The 20,142-nt window shown below is 72.3% G+C and carries 16 protein-coding genes; 11 read left to right on the top strand and 5 right to left on the bottom strand.

Translation table 11 applies throughout. The features are described 5' to 3' along the window. Positions 1-156: 156 nt before the first annotated feature. Entirely contained in the window at positions 157-654 is a 498-nt protein-coding gene (locus H5965_RS42165; RefSeq protein WP_310976828.1) for a SigE family RNA polymerase sigma factor, read from the bottom strand. A gap of 181 nt (positions 655-835) precedes the next feature. On the opposite strand from H5965_RS42165, the gene H5965_RS42160 reads away from it, so the two are divergent. From H5965_RS42160 to H5965_RS42150, 3 genes are all read left to right on the top strand, one after another. Then, complete coding sequence (locus H5965_RS42160) at positions 836-1,696, top strand: hypothetical protein (RefSeq protein ID WP_310976813.1); 861 nt, start codon at positions 836-838, stop codon at positions 1,694-1,696. Between the two features lie 381 nt (positions 1,697-2,077). Continuing rightward, positions 2,078-3,256, top strand: coding sequence for a serine hydrolase domain-containing protein (locus H5965_RS42155; protein ID WP_310976812.1), 1,179 nt, complete (start codon positions 2,078-2,080; stop codon positions 3,254-3,256). A 320-nt stretch (positions 3,257-3,576) separates the two neighbouring features. Then, a complete protein-coding gene (locus H5965_RS42150) occupies positions 3,577-5,829 on the top strand; it encodes a hypothetical protein (RefSeq protein ID WP_310976811.1) in 2,253 nt (750 codons plus the stop codon). 28 nt (positions 5,830-5,857) lie between these two features. Here H5965_RS42150 and H5965_RS42145 read toward each other — a convergent pair whose 3' ends face one another. The 4 genes from H5965_RS42145 to H5965_RS42130 all read right to left on the bottom strand — a co-directional run bounded on the left by H5965_RS42145 (position 5,858) and on the right by H5965_RS42130 (position 10,890). Continuing rightward, on the bottom strand, positions 5,858-7,726 hold the full coding sequence (locus tag H5965_RS42145; protein WP_310976810.1) for a caspase, EACC1-associated type: 1,869 nt from the start codon (positions 7,724-7,726) through the stop codon (positions 5,858-5,860). A gap of 8 nt (positions 7,727-7,734) precedes the next feature. Further along, positions 7,735-8,133 (bottom strand): effector-associated constant component EACC1, encoded by a 399-nt coding sequence (locus H5965_RS42140; RefSeq protein ID WP_310976808.1) that lies wholly within the window; start codon positions 8,131-8,133, stop codon positions 7,735-7,737. Between the two features lie 46 nt (positions 8,134-8,179). Continuing rightward, positions 8,180-10,108 (bottom strand): glycoside hydrolase family 44 protein, encoded by a 1,929-nt coding sequence (locus H5965_RS42135; protein WP_310976807.1) that lies wholly within the window; start codon positions 10,106-10,108, stop codon positions 8,180-8,182. Between the two features lie 62 nt (positions 10,109-10,170). Further along, positions 10,171-10,890, bottom strand: coding sequence for a TetR/AcrR family transcriptional regulator (locus H5965_RS42130; RefSeq protein ID WP_310976806.1), 720 nt, complete (start codon positions 10,888-10,890; stop codon positions 10,171-10,173). A gap of 110 nt (positions 10,891-11,000) precedes the next feature. Between H5965_RS42130 and H5965_RS42125 the strand changes: the two genes are divergently transcribed. From H5965_RS42125 to H5965_RS42090, 8 genes are all read left to right on the top strand, one after another. After that, positions 11,001-13,682, top strand: coding sequence for an MMPL family transporter (locus H5965_RS42125; RefSeq protein ID WP_310976805.1), 2,682 nt, complete (start codon positions 11,001-11,003; stop codon positions 13,680-13,682). Next, positions 13,682-15,649, top strand: coding sequence for a YhgE/Pip family protein (locus tag H5965_RS42120; RefSeq protein WP_310976804.1), 1,968 nt, complete (start codon positions 13,682-13,684; stop codon positions 15,647-15,649). The genes H5965_RS42125 and H5965_RS42120 overlap by 1 nt, the downstream gene beginning before the upstream one ends. After that, a complete protein-coding gene (locus H5965_RS42115) occupies positions 15,646-15,852 on the top strand; it encodes a hypothetical protein (protein ID WP_310976803.1) in 207 nt (68 codons plus the stop codon). The genes H5965_RS42120 and H5965_RS42115 overlap by 4 nt, the downstream gene beginning before the upstream one ends. A gap of 157 nt (positions 15,853-16,009) precedes the next feature. Then, positions 16,010-16,852, top strand: a complete 843-nt coding sequence (locus H5965_RS42110; RefSeq protein ID WP_310976802.1) for a hypothetical protein — start codon at positions 16,010-16,012, stop codon at positions 16,850-16,852. 26 nt (positions 16,853-16,878) lie between these two features. Next, a complete protein-coding gene (locus H5965_RS42105; protein ID WP_310976801.1) occupies positions 16,879-17,502 on the top strand; it encodes a histone deacetylase in 624 nt (207 codons plus the stop codon). Between the two features lie 101 nt (positions 17,503-17,603). Then, positions 17,604-18,602, top strand: a complete 999-nt coding sequence (locus H5965_RS42100) for an ABC transporter substrate-binding protein (protein WP_310976800.1) — start codon at positions 17,604-17,606, stop codon at positions 18,600-18,602. After that, complete coding sequence (locus tag H5965_RS42095; RefSeq protein WP_310976798.1) at positions 18,599-19,357, top strand: ABC transporter ATP-binding protein; 759 nt, start codon at positions 18,599-18,601, stop codon at positions 19,355-19,357. Before H5965_RS42100 ends, H5965_RS42095 begins: the two co-directional genes overlap by 4 nt. After that, the gene (locus H5965_RS42090; protein WP_310976796.1) at positions 19,354-20,100 is read left to right on the top strand and encodes an ABC transporter permease; all 747 of its coding nucleotides are present in this window, start codon (positions 19,354-19,356) and stop codon (positions 20,098-20,100) included. The genes H5965_RS42095 and H5965_RS42090 overlap by 4 nt, the downstream gene beginning before the upstream one ends. Positions 20,101-20,142 lie beyond the last annotated feature (42 nt).

The raw sequence follows: 20,142 nt of genomic DNA, 5'->3' as shown, positions 1-20,142 counted from the left end.
GTCCGCGTCGCCCAACGCCTCCTCGCGTTGACCGCCGCCATCTGGCACAACCGCACCACCAGCCAACCCATCACCCGATCCCTGACCGCCTACGACCACTAACCGAGTTACGCATCACTCGTCTAGGAGGTCGTCGGCTGTCCGTGCGCCAGGTGGTCAGCACGTGATCTGCTTGCAGTCCGCGATCTGGAGGCGGAGGGCGCCGAGGCCCCGGGAAATGTGGCTGCGGACGGTTCCGGTCGCGCACCGGAGCACCTCGGCGATCTCTTGGTCGTCGAGGTCTTCGTAGAAGCGCAGGACGATCGCGGCCCGCTGGGGCCGGGAGAGGGCGGCCAGCAGCCGGGCGAGCCGGTCGGCGTCGGCGATGCGGTCCGCGTGGTCGGGCGTGAAGGCGTCCTCGTACCAAGTGACGTCCGCGGTGGTCCGGACCGAGCGCTGGTACCAGCGGCGCCGCCACGAGAGGTAGCCGTTGACGACCATTTTCCGCAGGTACAGCTTCGGCCGGTCGGTCGCCGCCACCCGGCGCCACTGCTGGTGCGCGCGCACCAGCGCGTCCTGCACCACGTCCTGCGCCAGCTCGCGGTCGCCGGTCAGGACGGCCGCGAACCGCACCAGGTCGGGCAGCTCCTCGCGCGCGAACTCTTCGAAGTGCACACCCACTCAGACGCCGGGACCCCGGCGGGCTGTTGCGCCGCCGCGGGAAATTCCCGGCGACCGGGCGCCCGCCTCCGGGATCCGCGAGCCACCGCAACAGTTCGCCGGAGCAGCGGCGTCTTGAGGGTGTGCAGTTCGAAGGGTTTTCCCGTGGCGACGTCCCGGGGCAGAGGAGAGAGCGATGACCGACCTCGACGCGTTGCGCCGCACCTTGCGCGCACAGGAATCCCTGGCGCCCGATCCGGAGGCCGTCTTCGCGGGGGCCACCAGGCGGCTCCGGCGTCGCCGCATCGCCGGCGTCGCCGCGGTGACGCTCGCCGTGGCCGCGCTCGGCGTGGGCGCCGTCGCGGTGCTGGGCCAGGGGGCCACGACGGTACCGCCGGCCTCGCGCCTGAATGCCCCGCCCGCCGAACCGGTCCTGCCGACCGCGCCGGCCGTGAGCCTCGAGGACAGTTCCTGGGGCCTGTTGTTCTGGGCCATCCAGCCGCACTTCGGGACCGTGCACTACGGGCAGGCGCACCGGTACGCGTTCCAGATCGAGGTCCGCGACGGCACCGCGCCGAGCAGCGCGCTGAAGGCGAAACCGTCGGACGCCGGCCAGATTTCGCACCCGCAGGGCGTGATGTGGCAGGACGGACCCGGTCGCTGGATCCGGGTGACGACCACGAAGCCGGTGACGGCCGCGGACATGCTGGCCCTGCTGGGCAAGATCCGCACCACGCCGCCGGTGATCGACTCCCCGTTGAAGTCGCTGCAGATCCCCGCGGGGCAGAAGGTCGCGACGTTCACCAGCGAGGCCGAGACCAACACCCTGGTGCTCTGCCCCGACCTCGAAAAGAAGCTGGCCCCGCTCGACCCCGGCTGCTTCTCCCTGACCGTGTCGCTGACCAGCAGAGCCGCGCAAAGCCCGCCCTTCCCCGATGACCCGCTTCCGGAGCGGCAGTTCCGGGCGCTCGGGGCGTACACGATCGAAGTCGACAGTGCGCACGCCCAGAAGCAGGCCGCATCGGCCCTGGTGAACTCCGTGCTGCTCAAGCGGTAGCACGAGCGCGCCCGCCGGTCGGCTGGAGAGCACCGGCCGACCGGCGGGCAGTTCGGGCCGGGTCACCGGTGTCCGCGGGTGGGCTTCCTCGCCGAGCATGGCCGGCGAGGGAAGGAGTTCCGATGGACCACCAAGACCGCGAGCTGTTCCAGGGCCTGAACGACGCGTTCGGCGGCCACGAAGCCGCGGCGGGCGAGGGCCACCACGGCGGCGCGGAGGACGCCGGCGCCACCATCAAGGTCACCTTCGACCGCGCCGACCCGATGTACTGGACCGGCACGGTCCGACCCGGCGAACCCGGGTCCGGGCTGCGCCGTCCGGTCGGTGACCCGGCGGCCGGTCTGCGCTACCGTCGGGGGACCGCGGACACCGGGGGGAATCATGCGCCGATGGGTTGTTTCCGCCGCTTGCGCCGTGCTGCTGGTCGCCGGCACCGGTACCGCCGCCGCGGCGGCCGACCCGCGGCAGGCCGCGCTGGATGCGGCCGTGCGCGCCGGGAACGTGGGGATGATCGCGGTCGCCGCGGATCCGGCCGGGCGGTGGCGCGGGCGGGCCGGGGTCGCCGACGTCGTCACCGGCGCGAAGCCGGACACCGGCGGGCGGTTCCGCATCGGGAGCGTGTCCAAGACGTTCACGGCGACGCTCGTGCTGAAGCTCGCCGCGAAGGGCCGGCTGGGGCTGGACGAGCCGATCGGGAAGTACCTGCCCGGCCTGCTGCCCTACCCGGAGCCGATCACCGTGCGGCAGCTGCTGCAGCACACCGGTGGCGTGCCGCGGGACCTGGCGCCGCAGTACACCTGGACGACCCTCGAAGAGGTGGACACCGAACGGTTCGTGCACTTCGGCGAGGTCGAGGCGATCCACGACAGCACGGTGCAGCCGCTGGTGTTCCCGCCGGGCACCGGCTGGTCGTACTCGAACACCGGCTACAACGTGCTGGCCCTGCTGGTGGAGAAGCTCACCGGCCGCCGGTTCGAGCAGGTGCTCGCCGACTGGATCACCGGGCCGCTGCACCTCACGGACACGTTCCTGCCCCGGGACTTCCCGCTGGTGCCCCGCCCGGCGATCCGCGGCTACGAGCAGCTCTACCCGGCGCCGCGCGGGCTGACGGACGTCACGGTCTACAACCTCAGCCGCTACTTCGGGGCCGGCAACATCATTTCGAGCGCGGCGGACCTGAACCGCTTCTTCGACGCGTTGCTCGGCGGCTCGCTGCTGCCGGCCGAGCTGCTGGCGCAGATGAAGACCACGGTTCCCTGGCCGGGCGAAGGCGGCCTGGTCGACTACGGGCTCGGGCTGATGCGGATTTCGCTGGCCGCGATCTGCGGTCCCGGCGCACCCGCGGTGTGGGGCCACGGCGGCGACGTGCCCGGGTACAACACGTGGAGCATGAGCGACGAGGCGGGCACCCGGGGCATCACGGTGGCCTCCAGCCCGGACCTGACGGCTTCCCCCGACGCGGCGGCCGGCCGGATCCTGGCGATGGTGACGGAATTCTGCACGCCCGCCGGGTCCGACGCCCGGGCGCGCGCCGCTCGGCTCCAGGCCGCGATGCGCTGACGAGTCCGATCTCAAGCACGGTCTTCGTGCCGGTGACGGTCGGGGCGGTCAAAGATTCACCGTGACCGGGTGGTTTCCGGGATGATCTTCGCGCCAACTTGGGTCCTGCTCAAACCGGTGTCGTTGCGCACCCGACTGGACACACCCGATCCGCCGGCAACGGATCCGGAACGGACGGCGACCTCTTCCGGCCGCGACCGGCGTCCCTGCGCCATTCGGCTGAACATCGCGGGGTGCCGCTACCGAGTCGTGGGTCCAGGCGACATCCTCCGCGAGGACGCCCGGCGCGCGGGTGGACCCGACCGGCCCGGAGCGAGACGGTGGACCTTCCCGAACACGGCGAACCGGCGGACGCCGAACTGTTCCCGTTGGGTACCGGCCGGGACGCTCTCCGGGCGAAGCTGGTCGAGCGTCACCTGGAGCGGGTGGTCGACCGGGGGTTGGACCGCCCCGAGATCAGCGCGTCGATCCGGCGGGGCGGAATCGATCGCGCGGCGGTCCGGGAGAGGGTGCTGAAGAAGCCGGAGGAACTGCTCGGTCCGGCCGAGCCGGTGCTGGCCCGGCTGGTGGCGGCGCACTCCGGCGGGGCGGGTGAGCCGGGCATCGGACCGGCCGCCGAATCCGCCCGTGGACTCGTGGTGGCTCTTCTGCGGGAAGTGTCCCGGCATCCGGTGGCCGGTGCCGTCGCGGTTTTCGTGGTGCTCTCGGTGATCTGGGATCGGGTTTCGAAAACCTGGTCGGAAGACGGCAAAGGGGCGACCGCGACGCTCGCCATGGCGCTTTCGGTGGGCGTGTACTTCGGGGTGAAGGCGCTGGGGCAGGGGATCGAGGCCGCGGCGGACCGGAACCACCGGCTCGACACCGCGCGGCTGACGGCCGTGTGGGAGCAAGTGCTGCTCGACGACGGCGTCCTGCCTGTGGTGCGCGCACTGGTCAACGATCTGCTGCCGCCGCCGTTGCGCGTCGTGCTCGATGTCACCCATGCGCCGGACCTGGCCAGGCCCGCCGACGCGACGAAGACCGTGCCGACCAGCTCGGTCCGCCGGTTCCAGGCGGTGGCCCGGCGGATGAGCGGCGGCGCCATCGGGATCGCGGGGCCGCGAGGCGTCGGCAAGAGCACGTTGATCACGCACGAGGTGGCCAACGACCCGGCTCCGGTCAAACTCGTGGTCAGTGCGCCGGTGCAGTACCAGCCGCGGGATTTCGTCCTGCACCTGTACGCCGGCCTGTGCGGTGCCGTCATCGATCTGGTGCGTCCCGCGGCGACGGTGGCCGCGCTGCGGGCGGCGCGACGGCGGGTCGTCGTCTCGGCCGGCGTGCTCGCCGCGGTCGCGGTGGTGGGTGCCGGGCTCGCGTGGTGGGTACGGCCCGGCGCCGTCACGTCGCCGGGCACGCTGGTCGAGGCCTTCGGCACCGATCAGGTTTCGGTGATCGTCATGGCGTCCGCGGTGTTCATCGCGATCGCCGCGCTCGTCGTGATCGCCGTGCGCGTCGCGGCGCTGAGGTGGACGCGGAAACGACTGCTGGGCACCGTGAGCCACGCGCACCTGCTGACGGCGGTCGGGCTGCCCGCCCGAGAGCGCCTGGCCCGGATCCGGTTCCTCCAGACCACGACCACCGGGTGGTCCGGCAAGCTCTCGCTGCCGGCGAACGTGGAGGCGGGCTGGACGCGCACGGTCCAGTCGGCCGACCGCGCCCTGACCTACCCGGAGATCGTCGCCGAACTGCGGGAGTTCCTCGCGTCCGTGGTGTCGGCCTTTCGAGCGAGCGGAGCCGACGGGGCCGTCCTCATCGCGGTCGACGAACTCGACAAGATCGAGTCGGCGGAGCTGGCGCAGCAGTTCCTCAACGAGATCAAGGGCGTGTTCGGCGTCGACGGAACCCGTTTCCTCGTCTCGGTTTCCGATGACGCGCTGGCCGCCTACGAACGCCGGGGTACCGCCGTCCGCGACGCGTTCGACAGCGCCTTCGACGAAATCGTCCGCGTCGAGCACCTCAAGCTCGCCGACACCAAGGCGCTGCTGCGCAGCCGGGTGATCGGGGTGTCGGAACCCTTCCTGGGCCTGGTCCACTGCCTGTCCGGCGGCCTGGCCCGTGACGTCATCCGCGTCGCCCGCTCGATGATCGCCCTCGGCGACGAGAACGACCCGCCCGGTCTCGATGCGGTGTGCGCGGCCCTGGTCGCGGAAGACCTCCGCCGGATGACGCACGGGTTCCAGATCGCGGCCGGCCGGGTCCCCGACACCGCCGACACGACCCACTACCTGCGGGTGATCCGTTCGCTGAAGGTCGACCCGAGGGGACTGCTGCTGGCCGCCCGGGACCTCGAAGCCATCGCCGGCGGCACGACGAGCGCGGAGTTGTCCGCTCTCGCCAGGCAGAGCGCCGCCTTCGCCTACCACGACGCCACCCTGCTCGAACTGTCCATCGCCGACCTGGAGATCCCGGGGGAGCCCGAACGCCTGGAATTGCTGGCCGACGCCCGCCAGGCCCTGAGCGCACACCCGCAGCTCGCCATCGTCGTGATCGACGACTTCCGCACGGCACGGGGGCTTCCGCTGCTGGACGGATGAGTGCGGGCAGGGACAGCCGCGAGCCGGCCTACGGTTTCGCGCGGCCCTGCCGGACGTCGCGCTCGACGCTCACGGAGGAGGGGGCGAACCGCCGCGCGGCGGCGAGGACGTCCGACCACTGCCGGCACTGGCCGAGGCCGGTCAGCCCCTTCCGGGTGGGAGTCCCGGGCAGGACGACGTTCCCGCGGAGGCCGAGCACGACGGTCGGGGACCCGGGCGCCTGCCGGGCGAGCGTCACGCGTTCGATCTGCGGCCACGCCACCTCGTGCCGCTTGCCGTCGCCGGCCACGGCCAGTCCGGCCGGGCCGATTTCCAGCCGGGTCCACGGGGAGGCCGGGCGTCGCGCTCCGTCGTACAGGATCCGGAGCACTTGGAAGGCGGACGCGAGAGCGCCGATGGAGAGCGCGCCGCCGAAGAAGGTGGCGACCACGATCTCGAAGATCCCCGGGTCGCCGTTGCGGGAGGGATCGGTGAAGGCAATCCAGGCGAGAACGGCCGTGACGACGAAGGTGCCGCCGGGGACGAGCGCTTTGGGCCAGGCGGCCGGGCCGGGCGGATCGAAGGAGAAGGTCCGAAGGACCCCGCCGGGCGACGGCGGGATGGCCACGGGTCGCTGCTGACGCGGGGGAGCCGGGACCGGCTCGAGCCAAGGCGCGGCGGGCTCGGGTCGGTGGAACGTGGTTTCGGCCCCGGCCTGCGCGGCCGGCTCAGGCGCTGGCTGGCGAGGCGCGGGTTCAGCTTGGCGCGCGGGGCTTGCCGGCGCCACGGCCTCGGCTCGCACGGCCGGCTTGGGCTCGGGTTGGTGGGCGGTGGTTTCGGGCTTGGTTTGTGCGGCTGGTGTTGGTTCGGGTTGGCGGGTCGTGGTTTCGGGCTTGGTTTGTGCGGCTGGTGTTGGTTCGGGTCGGTGGGTCGTGGTTTCGGGCTTGGCTTGCGCGGCTGGTGTCGGCTCAGGTCGGCGGGCGGTGGTTTCGGGCTCGGTTTGCGCGGCCGGTGTCGGTTCCGGCTCGGGCGGGCGAGGTGCGGGTTCGGCTCGGCGCGCGGGGCTTGGCGGCGCCGCGGCCTTCACTCCCGCGGCCGGCTCCGGCCGGCCAGGCGCAGGCGCACCTCCGGGAGCCGGCGGTACCGCAGGCTCCACCCCAGGCCGTGAAGCCGGAACCGATCCACCCCGCCGCACGGGGCCACGGACCAAGGCGATGTCGGACGCGTAGTCGGTCACCCGGCGCCGGGGACGGGGCAGGCCGAGGCCGGCCAGCTCCTCGTCCGTGTGGCGGTAGATGCCGTCCATGGTCAGCGGCACCGGGGCGGCCAGCGCGTTCAGCAGCGCGCCGGTGAAGGCCGTGTACCTGGCTCCGCGAGGGGCGTGCGACGGTTGGTTCGACGCCGATGAGGCCAGGGTGTAGCCGCCGGTGATGGTGAGCTGGCCGGCCACCAGACCGCCCGGTGCGGCCATCGCCTCGGCCGCCTGACCGGAAAAACAGCAGTCCACCACCAGGATCCGGGCCTTGGCCCGCGACCGCCCGATTTCGCGCTGGAGCAGGGTGATCGGGATGGCCGTCCAGCCGGGCTGGTTCGCGTCGGTGCTGCGCAGCGCCAGGTGCAGCAGCCCGTCGTCGTCGAGCACGCCGTGGCCGGAGTAGTACACCAGCAGCAGGTCGGCCGCCTGCGTGTTGCCCTCGGTGAGGGCCGCTCCCACGGCGGCCTTGGTCGCGTCGTCCCCGAGCACGCGGCAGCCGCTCGCGGCCACCGAACCGAGCGCCGGGTCGGTGAGCGCCGCGCGCAGGCCGTCGAGGTTGGCGGGCACGGCGGGAATCGGCGGCAGCTCGGCCGACTCGTACCGGCTGACGCCGATCAGCACCGCCCGCGACGCGGCCGCGTCCGGGAACCAGGGCTCGTCCACGCCGTCCCTCAGCGAAGATCGGTCCGGTCCGCGGAGAAGGCTTCCTTGGCTTCGCGGATGACGGCCTCGGGGTCACGGGCCCGGCGGGCGTCCACCGTGATCTCCCGGGTCTCGGTGCCGGTGGTGGTGGTCATGGTGACCGTCACGTCGGAGCGCGACTGGGTCAGCCACGTGCTCACCGACCGGGAGATCGCGTGGACCAGCACCGCCGCGGCCCCGCCGGACCCCAGCGCCACGGTGAGCACGTCCGCCACCCCGCCCATCTCCCCGGGCGCGACCGGCCGGTTCCGCAGCGCCACCCGGCCGCGCAGGTCGTCCTCGCGGCCCAGCCAGCGGTGCAGGGCGCGCAGCCGCGTCTCGGAGTCCTCGCCGGTGATGCGCAACCTCAGTTCGGTGTCGTCGGGCATACCGGTAATCGTGCCAGGCCCGGCACCCGCGCGGGAGCGGTTTGCCTCAGGCCGGTGCGCAGGTCAACGCCGGCGGGGGTGCCGCACCGGTCGCCTGGAACCCGAAGGTGGTGCTGCCGCCCACCCCGATCCGGCCGTTCCAGCCCGCGTCGGCGGCGACCACCTTCGCGGCGGTCTGCCTCAGGGTGGTGTTCCACGAGTTGGTGACCTGCTGGTCGCCCGACCAGGTCCAGCCGACCCGCCAGCCGGTGATCGGCGTGCGGCGGTGGTTGGTGACCGTCACCGTCGCGACGTGTCCGGTGCTCCAGCCGCCGTTGACCTGCAGGCTCGCCGAGCACCCGGCCGCCGGCAGGACCAGCAGCGTGATGGAGTTCGCCGGGTAGGTCGCGTCGACGTGGCCGTCGCTCACCGGGAGGTCGCCGCCGCGCACTATGGCGTTGAGGTTCGCCGGGCTGTAGGTGAACCGTTGTGCCGCACCGGCGTTGTCGAATCCGGCCACCGACAGCGGCGAAGTCAGGTCGCCACCGGTCTTGTTGACGACCATGACGGTCAGCGCCTGGTCGGAGGACCGCTGTGCCGCGTACACCGCCAGCTGACCCTGATCGGCGGCGGTCGCCGAGACGCTGACGTCGCCGAACCGGCTGCCCGCGCCGTCGTAGTTGCGGTACATGCGGAACGCGTACGCGCCCGGGTCGGTCGGCTTGGGTTCGCCCCACATCGTGGCGAGGTCGAGGCCCTCCCGGCCGAAGACGCCGAGGATGTCGGCCTCGGCCAGGGCGCCGTTGATGTCGTCCAGCGCGCCCCAGTTGTACTCGGTGATGGCGGTCTTGGTGCCGGGGTTGTACTGCGCGATCCACTGTTTCATCGTGCGGATGAACTGCAGCGGGGGAGCGTTGACGCCGCTCGGGCCGATCCAGGACTCCTCGACGTAGGTCGGGTCCCACAGCGACCGGATGGACCGCAGCCGCAGCGCGTTGGCCTCGGGCGTCTTGTCGCCGCTGATCTGCGGGTAGAAGTGCTGGTCGAAGTAGTCGAGATAACGCTTGCCGCCGTGGGCGTCGCTGTAGTCCTTCATGTTCTTCAGGTACCACTGGGACAGGTTGAGCCCGCCGTGCGCGGCCGAATCGGCGCCCGGTCCGCAACCGTCCACTCCGGACGCGACCCATTCGCAGTAGCCCCAGCCGGACGGGCCGAGGACGGCCGCGCTCGGATCGGCGGCCTTGATCGCCGCGGCGGCCGCGGTGCCCTTGCCGCCGAGCTCGTCGTTCGACACCGGCTCGGGGTGCACGTCGCGGTGCGTGCTGGACCAGAGCACGGGTTCGTTGTCGAGTTCGTAGATCGGGACGCCACCCTGGGCCGCCGTGCCGAACTGCGACACCAGGTGCGACACCATTTCGCCGTCGAAGGCCGCGTCCACGGGGATCGAGGTGTCGGCAGGCACGCCGGTCAGGTTCTGCTGGTCGAGCTTTCCGTTGCCGCAGTTGGGGTCCCACTGGTCGAAGCTGTCCTGCTGCGGGAACCGGGTAGCCGGGAAACCGCAGGCGAACGGGTGGGCCGACGGCGAGTCCTTGGCCACCCAGCCGCTCAGGGGCACGGCGACGACCGGCTTGATGCCGCGGCCGAGATTGGCGCCGACCATGCCCTCGACGGAGTGCTCCTGGTCGGCGACGATGTTCTCGAAGTACCAGTCGCTGCCGGTGTTGTAGGTGCGGTTCTTGAAGTTGTAGCGGGTGGTGGCGTTGCCGCCCCAGCGCGCGACCGTCTGGCCGATCTCGGCGTTGAACGCCGGATCGCCGCCGTTGAGGCCGTAGATGTCGGGGCTGATCGGATGCCGGGCGGCGGACACGTCGACCGACAGGCCGGGCTCGGCGGCGGAGGCCGGTGGTGCGGCGATGGCCGGTACGGCCAGCAAAGCGGCCAGGACACCGCCGCTCGCCCTTCCGGGCCCGAGGTGACGTCGTCGTCGAACGCCCATGGGGAAACTCCTGCCGCCGGGTGTGGGAGCGCTCCCATACGGTACCGGCCGCGCCGCCGTCGTCAATGCGACGATCGGTGGTCATTCCCGTTGTCAGGACTCGAAAAGGTCGAATCGCCGGCCTGGGTGACCAACGCGGTCAGCAAGCGCGGCAGCACCTCGGTGAGGTACCGGTTGTCGGCCGTGCTCGGCAGCTCGTCGAGGATGGCCCGTTCGAGCATCGTCTCGTACAGCCGGACCATGGTGACGACGGCGTTGTGGGGCTCGACGGTCAGCCGCAGGCCCAGCCGGCCGAGCAGGTCGAGCAGGATCTCGGCGAGCGCGTCGTGGAACCGGCGCTCGGCGGCCGCGGTCGGAGCCCGCAGGTCGGGCCGGCGCAGGGCCTGGGCGCGGAATTCGACGTTGAGCAGGTACCACGTCTCGTCCGCGGTCAGCGACTCCGTGAACAGCACGCTCGCGTCCTGCAGCACGCGCGTGACCACGTCGGGCGCCGCCGGATCGGCGGTCGCGGCGGCCTCGGCGACCGCGGCGCGCAGCCGCTCGGTGCGCTCCTGCATCTGCACCTCGTAGACCGCCAGGAACAGCTCCTCCTTGCTGGCGAAGTTGGAGTAGAAGGCACCGCGGGTGAAGCCCGCGCGGTCGCAGATCAGCTCGACCGGAGCGTCCCGGATCCCCAGTTCGGTGAAGACGTCGTAGGCCGCCTCGATGACCCGCCGCCGGGTCTCCGCGCGCCGGCGCGTCATGCCCTTGGGGCTCCCGAGGCTCGTCCCGCTGGTCGTCATGCGGTCACCTTACTTTCCCCGGTGCACTCGGAGGAGTGACGCGATGCACTGCGCATCGGATACATCGTGCATTACGATACACGACGTATCCACCGTGGTCAGGAGTCCTCGTGTCGTCGTTCCTCTACCGGCTCGGCCGGGCCGCCGCCCGGGCGCGCGTGCTCGTCCTCGCGTTGTGGGTCGTGGTGCTGGCCGCGGCCGGCGGCGCCGCGCTGGCGTTCAACCACGGCACCGACGACACGTTCGCCATCCCCGGTTCGGAGTCGCAGGACGCGCTCGACCACCTCGGCCGGGTCTTCCCCGAGGTCAGCGGTACGTCCGCGCAGCTGGTGCTCGTCGCCGGGGACGGGGCGAAGGCCGACACCCCGCCGATCCGGGCCGCGGTGGCCGAAGCCGTCGCCCGGATCGGGAGGGTCGGCCAGGTCGCCACGGTCGTGAACCCGTTCGACGCGAGCGTGCACGGCGCGGTGTCGGGGGACGGCCGGGCCGCGCTCATCGCCGTGCCGCTGAAGGTGCAGCTCACCGCCGTCGAGCCGGCCACCCGGACACAGCTCGCCGCGATCGCCGCCGACCTCGCGAAGCAGACCGGCACGCAGGTGCACACCGGCGGTGACGCCTTCTCCGACCGGGTGCCGAAGCTCAGTCCCACCGAGGGCATCGGCCTGGTCATCGCGCTGCTCGTGCTGGTGCTGATGTTCCGGTCCCTGATCGCCGCGGTGATGCCGCTGGTGACCGCCGTCCTCGGGGTCGGCTTCGCCGCGGGGCTGATCTACCTGGCCACCCTGGTCACGCCGATCTCGTCGACCGCGCCGATGCTGGCGGTGATGATCGGCCTCGCGGTCGGCATCGACTACGCCCTGTTCCTGCTGTCCCGTCATCGCGACCAGCTCGGCGAAGGGCTCGACGTCGAGGAGTCGATCGCCCGCGCCACCGCCACCGCGGGCTCGGCGGTCATCTTCGCCGGCCTCACCGTCGTCATCGCCCTGCTCGGCCTGGCCGTGGCCGGGATCCCGTTCCTGACCACCATGGGCATCGCCGCCGCGGTCGCGGTCGCCCTCGCCGTCGGCATCGCCGTCACCCTGGTTCCCGCGCTGATGTCCTTCGCGGGCAAGCGGTTGCGGCCGCGCGTCCCGAAACCGAAGCGGCGCCGCCGGAAGCCGCAGGTCGCCCGCTGGTGGGTGCGCACCGCGACGAAGGCGCCCCTGGTCACCGTGCTGGTCGTCGTCGCCGGGCTGGCGATCTGCGCGCTCCCCGCGGCGTCGCTGCGGCTGGCGTTGCCGGACAACGGCACCGAAGAGCACGGCAGTCCCGCGCGTGACACCTACGAGGTCGTCAGCGAACACTTCGGCCCCGGTTACAACGGCCCGCTGATCGTCACCGCGGACATCATCACCAGCACCGACCCGGTCGGCCTGGTGAACCGGATCGCCGACGAGATCCGGCGGCTGCCCGGCGTGGCCTCGGTCCCGCTGGCCACCCCGAACCCCAAGGGCGACACCGGCATCATCCAGGTCGTCCCGGCGACCGCGCCGGACTCCGTGCAGACGGACGACCTGGTGTCCCGGCTGCGGGGGCAGGAGCAGCACTTCCGCGACGCCTACGGCACGCAGACCGCGGTCACCGGCATCACCGCGGTCGGCATCGACGTCTCCGCCCAGCTCGGCAGCGCCCTGGTGCCGTTCGGGATCCTGGTGGTCGGGCTCTCATTGATCCTGCTGGCCATGGTGTTCCGCTCGATCTGGGTGCCGATCAAGGCCACCGCCGGCTACCTGCTTTCGGTCGCCGCGGCCTTCGGGGCGACGTCGTTCGTCTTCGTGGAAGGCCACTTCGCGGACGCCCTCGGCGTGACCCACACCGGCAGCGTGATCAGCTTCCTGCCGATCATCCTGATGGGTGTCCTCTTCGGACTCGCGATGGACTACGAGGTGTTCCTCGTCTCGCGGATCCGCGAGGACTACGTCCACTCGGGCGACCCGCACCACGCGATCGAGTCCGGGTTCGTGTCCGCCTCGCGCGTGGTGGTCGCGGCGGCGGTGATCATGTTCGCGGTGTTCGCCGCGTTCGTGCCCGAAGGCAGCGCCACCATCAAACCCATCGCGTTCAGCCTCGCCGTCGGCGTCTTCGTCGACGCCTTCATCGTGCGGATGACGCTGGTGCCCGCGGTGCTGGCGCTGCTGGGCCGCCGCGCCTGGGGACTGCCGCCGAAGCTCGACCGCGTCCTGCCGGTCTTCGACGCCGAAGGGGACGCGCTGGTGCACGAACTGCGGCTCGCCGACTGGCCCGCTCCCGGCAGCACCGAGCCGATCAGCGCCCGCGCGTTGCGGCTGGAGGACGACCGCGGCCGTCCGGTCTACGACGGCGTCGACCTCCACTTGCGGCCCGGGGAACTCCTCGTGCTGCACGGCGCGGGCGCGTGCGGCAAGACCGCCTTGCTGTACACGCTCGCCGGGCGCGTCACGAAGTTCACCGGCGACCTCAAGGTGCTCGGCCGGGTGCTGCCCCAGCACACCCACGCCCTGCGCCGGGACGTCGCCGTCGTGTCCTGCCGCGACACCAAGGACCCGGCCCGGGAGATCGCCGCCGCCCGCGACGCCGGGCTCGTGGTCGTCGACGACGTCGACCTCGTGCTGCGCACCGACGTCCGCGACCGGGTCCGCGCCCTGCTCGCCCAGCCGGGGAGCACCACCTTCGTGCTGACCTGCCAGGACCCCGAGCGCATCCGGGACCTGCTGCCCTGGCGGCACACCCGGCTGCACGCCCTCACCGCCGCCCAGCCCGCCGAGGTCTCCTGATGCTCAAGCCGTTCGCCGATTCCGCCCGCGCCCTCGCCTCCGGACCGCTGACCTGGCGGACGTGGGCCGGCCTGATCGCCGTCCCGATCCTCGTCATGGGCCTGCTGACCTGGGCGTTCTGGACGCCCGGCACCAATCACGGCAGTGCGAAGGCCGCCGTGGTCAACAACGACGAGCCGGTGCAGGTCAACGGGCAGACCATCCCGCTCGGCCGCCAGCTCGCCGGCGACCTCACCCACAGCGGCGACTCGGCCTACACCTGGGTGCTCACCGACGCCGCCGACGCTGCCGACGGCCTGGCCGACGGCAGCTACGCCGCCACGGTGACCATCCCGCGGGACTTCTCCGCGCGCGCCACCTCGGCCGCCACCGGCAAACCCCTGGACGCCCGGCAGGCCCAGCTGCAGGTGCGGACGTCCGACGCCGCCGGCGTCACCGATCCCGGCCTGGCCGACCACATCGCCCAAGCCACGCAACGGACGTTGAACCAGCAGATCGTCCAGACCTATTTGGACAATGTCTACCTCGGCTTCACTACCCTCCACCAACAGGTCGGCAAGGCCGCGGACGGTGCGGGACAGCTCGCCGACGGGACCCGGCAGCTGTCCGATGCCGCGGCGCAGCTGGCCGCCGGCGCCGACCAGCTCGCGGACGGGACCGCGCAGCTCGCCACCGGCTCCGGAAAGCTGGCCTCCGGGCTCACCCAGGCCGAGCGGGACACCGGGCAGCTGCCCGCGCTGACCCGGCAGCTGGCCGACGGCGCCGACCAGGTCGCCGACGGCAACGAGCAGCTCGCCGGCGTCGTCGTGCCGCTGGCGAACCGGATCATCGCCGCGATCGATGCCGTCCCCTCGGCCGGCAGCGCCGCGCAGCAGTTCCGCCGGCTGGCCGGCGAGTGCACCGGCACCGCGGCCTTCTGCGGCGAGCTCCGGCAGGCCGCGGACCGGTTCACCACCGACGCCGGGAAGATCGACGGGGTCAAGGCCGCCATCCGCGCCAACGCTGTCAAGACGCGCGATTCCGTGCAGGCTCTCGCAACCGGCGCCCGCAAGGTCGCCGACGGCAACGCCCGGCTGGCCGGGAAGTCCCGGGAGCTGGCCGCCGGGATCGCGTCCGCCGCCGGTGGCGCGAGGCAGCTCGACAGCGGCGTCCGGCAAGCGAGCTCGGGTGCGCAGAAGCTCGCTTCGGGCGCCGGGCAGCTGAAGGACGGCGTCACCGAGGTCGACTCCGGCGCACACGAGCTCGCGGGTCAGCTCGACCAGGGCCGTGACCAGGTGCCGTCGTACACCGACGCCGAACGCGCGCACCTGAAGACCGTCGCCGCCGACCCGAGCACCGCGACGACCGACGGCACCCCGGTCGGCACCCTGGCGCTGACGTTGTTCGCGGCGCTGGCCCTATGGGCGCTGGCGCTGGCCACCTACCTCGTCACCCGGGCCGTGCCGGACGCCGTGCTCACCGCCCGGGAACCCACCTGGCGCATCATCCTGCGCGCCGCCCTTCCCGGGGCGACCGCGGCCGCGCTCGCGGCGGTCGCCATCACCGCCATCGCCGTCCCCGTGCTGAAGCTCGGGGTCGCGGGCAGCATCGGGTTCCTGCTGATCGCGCTGCTGGCCGCGTCGGCGTTCGTCGCCCTCAACCAGGCCGCCACGGCGATCTTCGGCCGGGCCGGACGGCTCGCGTCCCTGGCCGTCCTCGTCCTGGCCGGAGCGACCGGCATCGTCTCCACCCTGCCCGGGCCGCTCTACGCCATCGCCGGCTACCTGCCCACCCACGGCGCGGTGCTGGCGTTGCGCGCCACCGCCACCGACGGCACGGGCCTCACCACCGGCGTCGCCCAGCTCGGCGCCTGGCTCCTCGTCGGCACCCTCGTGTCCATCGTGGTCACCGACCGCCGCCGCTACCTGTCCGCCAGGAACGTCCGCCTCCCCCTGACCCCGTTCACCGGAAAGGAAGATTTCGCATGAGCCGCGCCCACCGCATCGACACCCCGCACGGCGATCAGCCTCACCGCATCCTGCTGACGATGCTGAACACCAAGAACAAGGCGCAGCGGGCGTGGGCGCTGCTCGACCAGCAGCACCAGGTGCCCAAGCAGCTGGCCGTGCTCCGCCAGTTCCAAATCGACCGCGGCAACGGCGAGAACCTGTTCCCCCGCCTCAAGGGCTGACCCCGGTCGAGGGCACGCTGCTCGCCGGGGTGCGCACCCGCCGCCCGTAAGACGACCGTCACCTTTGCCGCCCGTTCCGGACCCTATATTCGATCGGTGAGGCCGCTCACTCCCGACCACGATGGGCACGCCGATGAGCACACCTCGACCCTCCTCAATGGACGCCGCCGATGACCGCGTCCGGCCCGCGACCCGGGTGCTCGCTCTGGTGATCGTGCCGTTCCTGCTGGCGGCCTTCGTCATCTGCTACCTGATGCCGGCCCGGACGCTCGAACTGTTCGCCTGGGGGATCAAGCCGCCGCTCACGGCGATGGTGCTGGCCGCCGTCTACCTCGGAGGCGCGTTCTTCTTCGTGCGCGTGGCCGTGGCGAGGCGGTGGTCGGAGGTCGCGCTCGGGTTCCCGCCGGTGGCGCTGTTCGCGTCCCTGCTCGGCGTCACGACGGTGCTGCACTGGGACCGGTTCACCCACGGCCACGTCTCGTTCGCCGCCTGGGCCGCGCTGTACTTCGCTGCCCCCGTCTTCGTGGTCGCGGTCGCCGTGCGGAACTCGCGGGCCGCCCGGGGCGCGGTGCTCGGCCCGGGGCCCCGGCTGCCGGCGGCCGTCCGGATCGTGCTCGGCGGGACCGGCCTGGCCGAGCTGGTGGTGGCGGCCGGGCTGTTCGGGTCGCCGGGCCTGGTGGGCGGCCTGTGGCCGTGGGCGGTCACCCCGCTGACCGCGCGCACCCTGGCCGCCGTGTACGCCCTCGGCCTGGCCAACGTGCTCGTCGCGGCGGACGGCCGGGCGCCGCGGGTGCGTCTCCAGCTCGAGGTGCAGACGGTCATGCTCAGCCTGATCGCGATCGCGATCCTGGTCCGGCGCGGCGACTTCGCCGCGGGCCCGGCCGCGGCGTACCCCTTCGCGGCGGTCGTGCTGGCCGAGCTCGCGGTGGTCACCGGCGGGCTGATCAGCATCTCCCGGAGCAGGCCGGCCGCGGCCCGGCTGGGTCACTCCGGCGCGTAGCCGGGCCGGCCCGTTACCGTGGTGCCATGGGGTCACCGCCGCTCGTCTGGTACGCCAGCTACGGGTCGAACATGTACTCCGCGCGGTTGCGGTGCTACCTCGAGGGCGGGACGCCGCTGGGTGCCCAGCGGCACTACGCCGGGTGCCGCGACCGTGGTCCGGCGCGCCGGGTCGTGGCGAGCGAGTTCCCCGGCGGTGTCTACTTCGCCACCGAGTCGGCGGTCTGGCACGGCGGCCGGGCGTTCTTCGACCCGCAGCTGCCGGGCCGGGCGGCGATGCGGTCGTACCTGGTGACCGCCGGGCAGTTCTCCGACATCGCGGCGCAGGAGATGTACCGCGAGCCCGGCACCGACCTGGACCTGGCCACCGTGCTCGCCACCGGCCGCGACCAGCTCGGGCCGGGGCGCTACGAGACCCTGCTGCACCTCGGTGACCTCGACGGCTGTCCCGTCCTGACGTTCACGGCCCCCTGGTCGGCGGCGGAGATCGAGAAGAACCCGCCGTCGGCCGCCTACCTCGCCATGATCGTGGGCGGGCTGCGGGAAGCCCACGGCTGGTCCCTTCCGGAGGTCGCCGAGTACCTGGCCGGGCGGCCGGGGGTGGGCGAGCGCTGGTCCGCGCCGGAGATCGCCGAGCTGGCCCCGCGCTGAGCGGGGCCGCCGGCCTGTTCATGCGACCAGCGGTTGTCCGGCGTCGCCCGGAAGGTCGAAGCTACCGGGACGAGACCATCACCTTCGACGGGGAGGGCGTCATGAGGCCTGGTCCGGTGGTTCTGCTCGCGGTCGCGCTGATCGTCACGGCGTGCGGCGGGTCCGGCGACCCGCCCGCCGCCGGCCGGGAGAAAGTCGCCTATCTGACCTCGTTCGGCACCTTCGGCCGGGACGCCTACGCCTACGTGGCCCAGGAGAAGGGCTTCTTCGCCGAAGCCGGGCTCGACGTCACGATCACGCCGGGCAGCGGCACGGTGGACGTGCTCAAGCTGGTCGCCGGGGGCCGGGCCGACTTCGGGACGGCGGACTTCACCGCCACCGCGATCACCGTGGCGAAGGAGAAGCTGCCGGTGACCGCCGTCGCGGCGGTGCACCAGCGGTCCCTCGCCGCGATCATCTCCCTGGACTGCCGCGGCATCACCCGGCCGGCGGACCTGGCCGGGAAGAAAATCGCCGATCAAGCCGGCTCGACGAACCAGGTGATGTTTCCCGTCTACGCCAAGGCCGCCGGCCTCGACCCGGCCTCGGTGCGGTTCGTGCCGGCCGCTCCGCCCGCGCTGCCGCAGCTGCTGGCGTCCGGGCAGGTGGACGGGATCGGGCAGTTCGTCGTCGGCCGGCCGCTCATCGAAGCCGCGGCGCGCGGCAAGAAGGCGGTCGTCCTGCCCTACGGTGACCTGGTGCCCGACCTGTACGGCAACGTGGTCGTCACGTCGAAGCAGCTCGCCACCCGGAATCCCGCGCAGGTGCAGCGGTTCACCGCGGCGCTGCTCAAAGGGCTCGGCTACGCGATCGAGCACCCCGACGAGCTCGGCGCGATCCTCAGGAAGTACCAGCCGGCCCAGGACGCGGGCGTCGCGGGCGCCGAGATGAGGGCGATGGCGGCCTACGTCCGGCCGGCCGGGTTCACCGGCCCGCTCGGCCAGGTCGACGAACCGCGGGTGGGGAAGATCATCGGCACCCTCACCGACGCCGGTGCGGTCCCGGCCGGCGCGCTCGCCCCCGGCGACGTCGTCTCCTTCGGGCTGGTGCCCCGGCCGTGATCGTGCTGGACGGCGTGACGCAGGTCTTCGACGGCCGGGCCGGGCCCGTCCAGGCGCTCGCCGGCATCGACTTCGAGGTCGGCGAGAACGAGTTCGTCGCGGTCATCGGGCGGTCCGGCTGCGGCAAATCGACGTTGCTGCGGCTGATCGCCGGGCTGGTGCCCCCGACCCGGGGCCGGATCTCCGTCGGCGGCGAGCCGGTGACGGGGCCGCGTCGCGACGTCTCGGTCATGTTCCAGCGCCCGGCGCTGCTGCCGTGGCGGTCGGTGCTGTCGAACGTCATGCTGCCGATCGAGATCTTCGGCCTGGAGCGGAAGTCCTACCGCGACCGGGCGCACGAGCTGCTGGAGCTGGTCGGCCTGCACGGCTTCGAGAAGCGGCTGCCCCACGAGCTGTCCGGGGGGATGCAGCAACGGGTTTCGCTGTGCCGGTCGCTGATCCACGCGCCGGCGGTCATGCTCATGGACGAGCCGTTCTCCGCACTGGACGCCTTGACCCGGACCGAGCTTTCCGGGGAACTGCAACGCATCCAGCTGGAGCAACCGAGGACGGTCGTGTTCGTGACGCACTCCATCGAGGAGGCGGTCGTGCTCGCCGACCGGGTGACGGTGCTCACCCCGCGGCCCGGCCGGCTGCGCAAGCTCGTCGACCTCGCCGTCGACCGGCCGCGCGTGCCCGGGCGTCCTGACGTCGATCAGGCGGGCCGCGAGCTGCGCGACCTGCTCACCGCGCCGGTCGACGGGGGAGCGGCGTGAAGGGCCGCGTACTGCCCGTGGTGGGATTGCTGGTGCTCATCGGCCTCTGGTGGCTGGCCACGATCGTCTTCTCCATCGAGCGGTTCCTCGTCCCCAGCCCGGCCGACGTGGTCGCGTCGTTCCTCGAGCTGCCGGGTTACCTGCTCGGCCAGAGCCTGGTCACCCTGGCCGAGACCGTCGAGGGTTTCACACTGTCCATAGTGGTCGGTGTGCCGCTCGCGATGCTGATCGTCCGTTCGCCGTTCCTGGAACGGACCTTCTACCCGATCCTGCTCGCGCTGAACGCGGTGCCCAAGATCGCGATCGCGCCGATCCTGGTGGTGTGGTTCGGCTTCGGCCAGGGCCCGAAGGTCGTCCTGGTCGTGCTGGTGTGCGTGTTCCCGGTGGTCATCTCGACCGCGTCCGGGATGAAGTCCACACCGCACGAGCTCGTCGAGCTGCTGCGCTCGTGGGACGCCTCCCGGCGTCAGGAGTTCTTCAAGCTGCGGTTCCTCCACGCGCTGCCGCAGATCTTCGTCGGCCTCAAGGTGGCCATCTCCCTCGCGGTCATCGGCGCGGTGATCGCGGAGTTCGTCGGCGCCGACGCCGGCCTCGGGTTCGTCATCGTGCAGTCCGGCGCCAGTGCCGACACGTCGCTGGCCTTCGCCGCGATGACCCTGCTGGCGATCATGAGCATCGCGTTGTTCCACGGGCTGGCATTCCTCGAGCGGAAGCTGTTGCCGTGGGCCGAGGAGCACCGGTGAAACTTTCAGAAGTGCCGGATACGCCGTGAAAACAAGCCCGCT

It is taken from the genome of Amycolatopsis sp. 505 (assembly GCF_031625235.1).
Taxonomy (GTDB): Bacteria; Actinomycetota; Actinomycetes; order Mycobacteriales; family Pseudonocardiaceae; genus Amycolatopsis.
Note: the sequence above shows the minus strand (reverse complement) of the source record. Positions and strands in the feature narration are given on the sequence as shown.

What these genes read in the sequence shown, in the direction of transcription:
- H5965_RS42155 (WP_310976812.1), top strand. Translation starts at nt 2,078, where the DNA reads ATGCGCCGATGGGTTGTTTCCGCCGCTTGCGCCGTGCTGCTGGTCGCC.
- H5965_RS42140 (WP_310976808.1), bottom strand. Translation starts at nt 8,133, where the DNA reads ATGCCCGACGACACCGAACTGAGGTTGCGCATCACCGGCGAGGACTCC.
- H5965_RS42110 (WP_310976802.1), top strand. Translation starts at nt 16,010, where the DNA reads ATGGACGCCGCCGATGACCGCGTCCGGCCCGCGACCCGGGTGCTCGCT.
- H5965_RS42115 (WP_310976803.1), top strand. Translation starts at nt 15,646, where the DNA reads ATGAGCCGCGCCCACCGCATCGACACCCCGCACGGCGATCAGCCTCAC.
- H5965_RS42160 (WP_310976813.1), top strand. Translation starts at nt 836, where the DNA reads ATGACCGACCTCGACGCGTTGCGCCGCACCTTGCGCGCACAGGAATCC.
- H5965_RS42135 (WP_310976807.1), bottom strand. Translation starts at nt 10,108, where the DNA reads ATGGGCGTTCGACGACGACGTCACCTCGGGCCCGGAAGGGCGAGCGGC.
- H5965_RS42105 (WP_310976801.1), top strand. Translation starts at nt 16,879, where the DNA reads ATGGGGTCACCGCCGCTCGTCTGGTACGCCAGCTACGGGTCGAACATG.
- H5965_RS42130 (WP_310976806.1), bottom strand. Translation starts at nt 10,890, where the DNA reads ATGACGACCAGCGGGACGAGCCTCGGGAGCCCCAAGGGCATGACGCGC.
- H5965_RS42100 (WP_310976800.1), top strand. Translation starts at nt 17,604, where the DNA reads ATGAGGCCTGGTCCGGTGGTTCTGCTCGCGGTCGCGCTGATCGTCACG.
- H5965_RS42120 (WP_310976804.1), top strand. Translation starts at nt 13,682, where the DNA reads ATGCTCAAGCCGTTCGCCGATTCCGCCCGCGCCCTCGCCTCCGGACCG.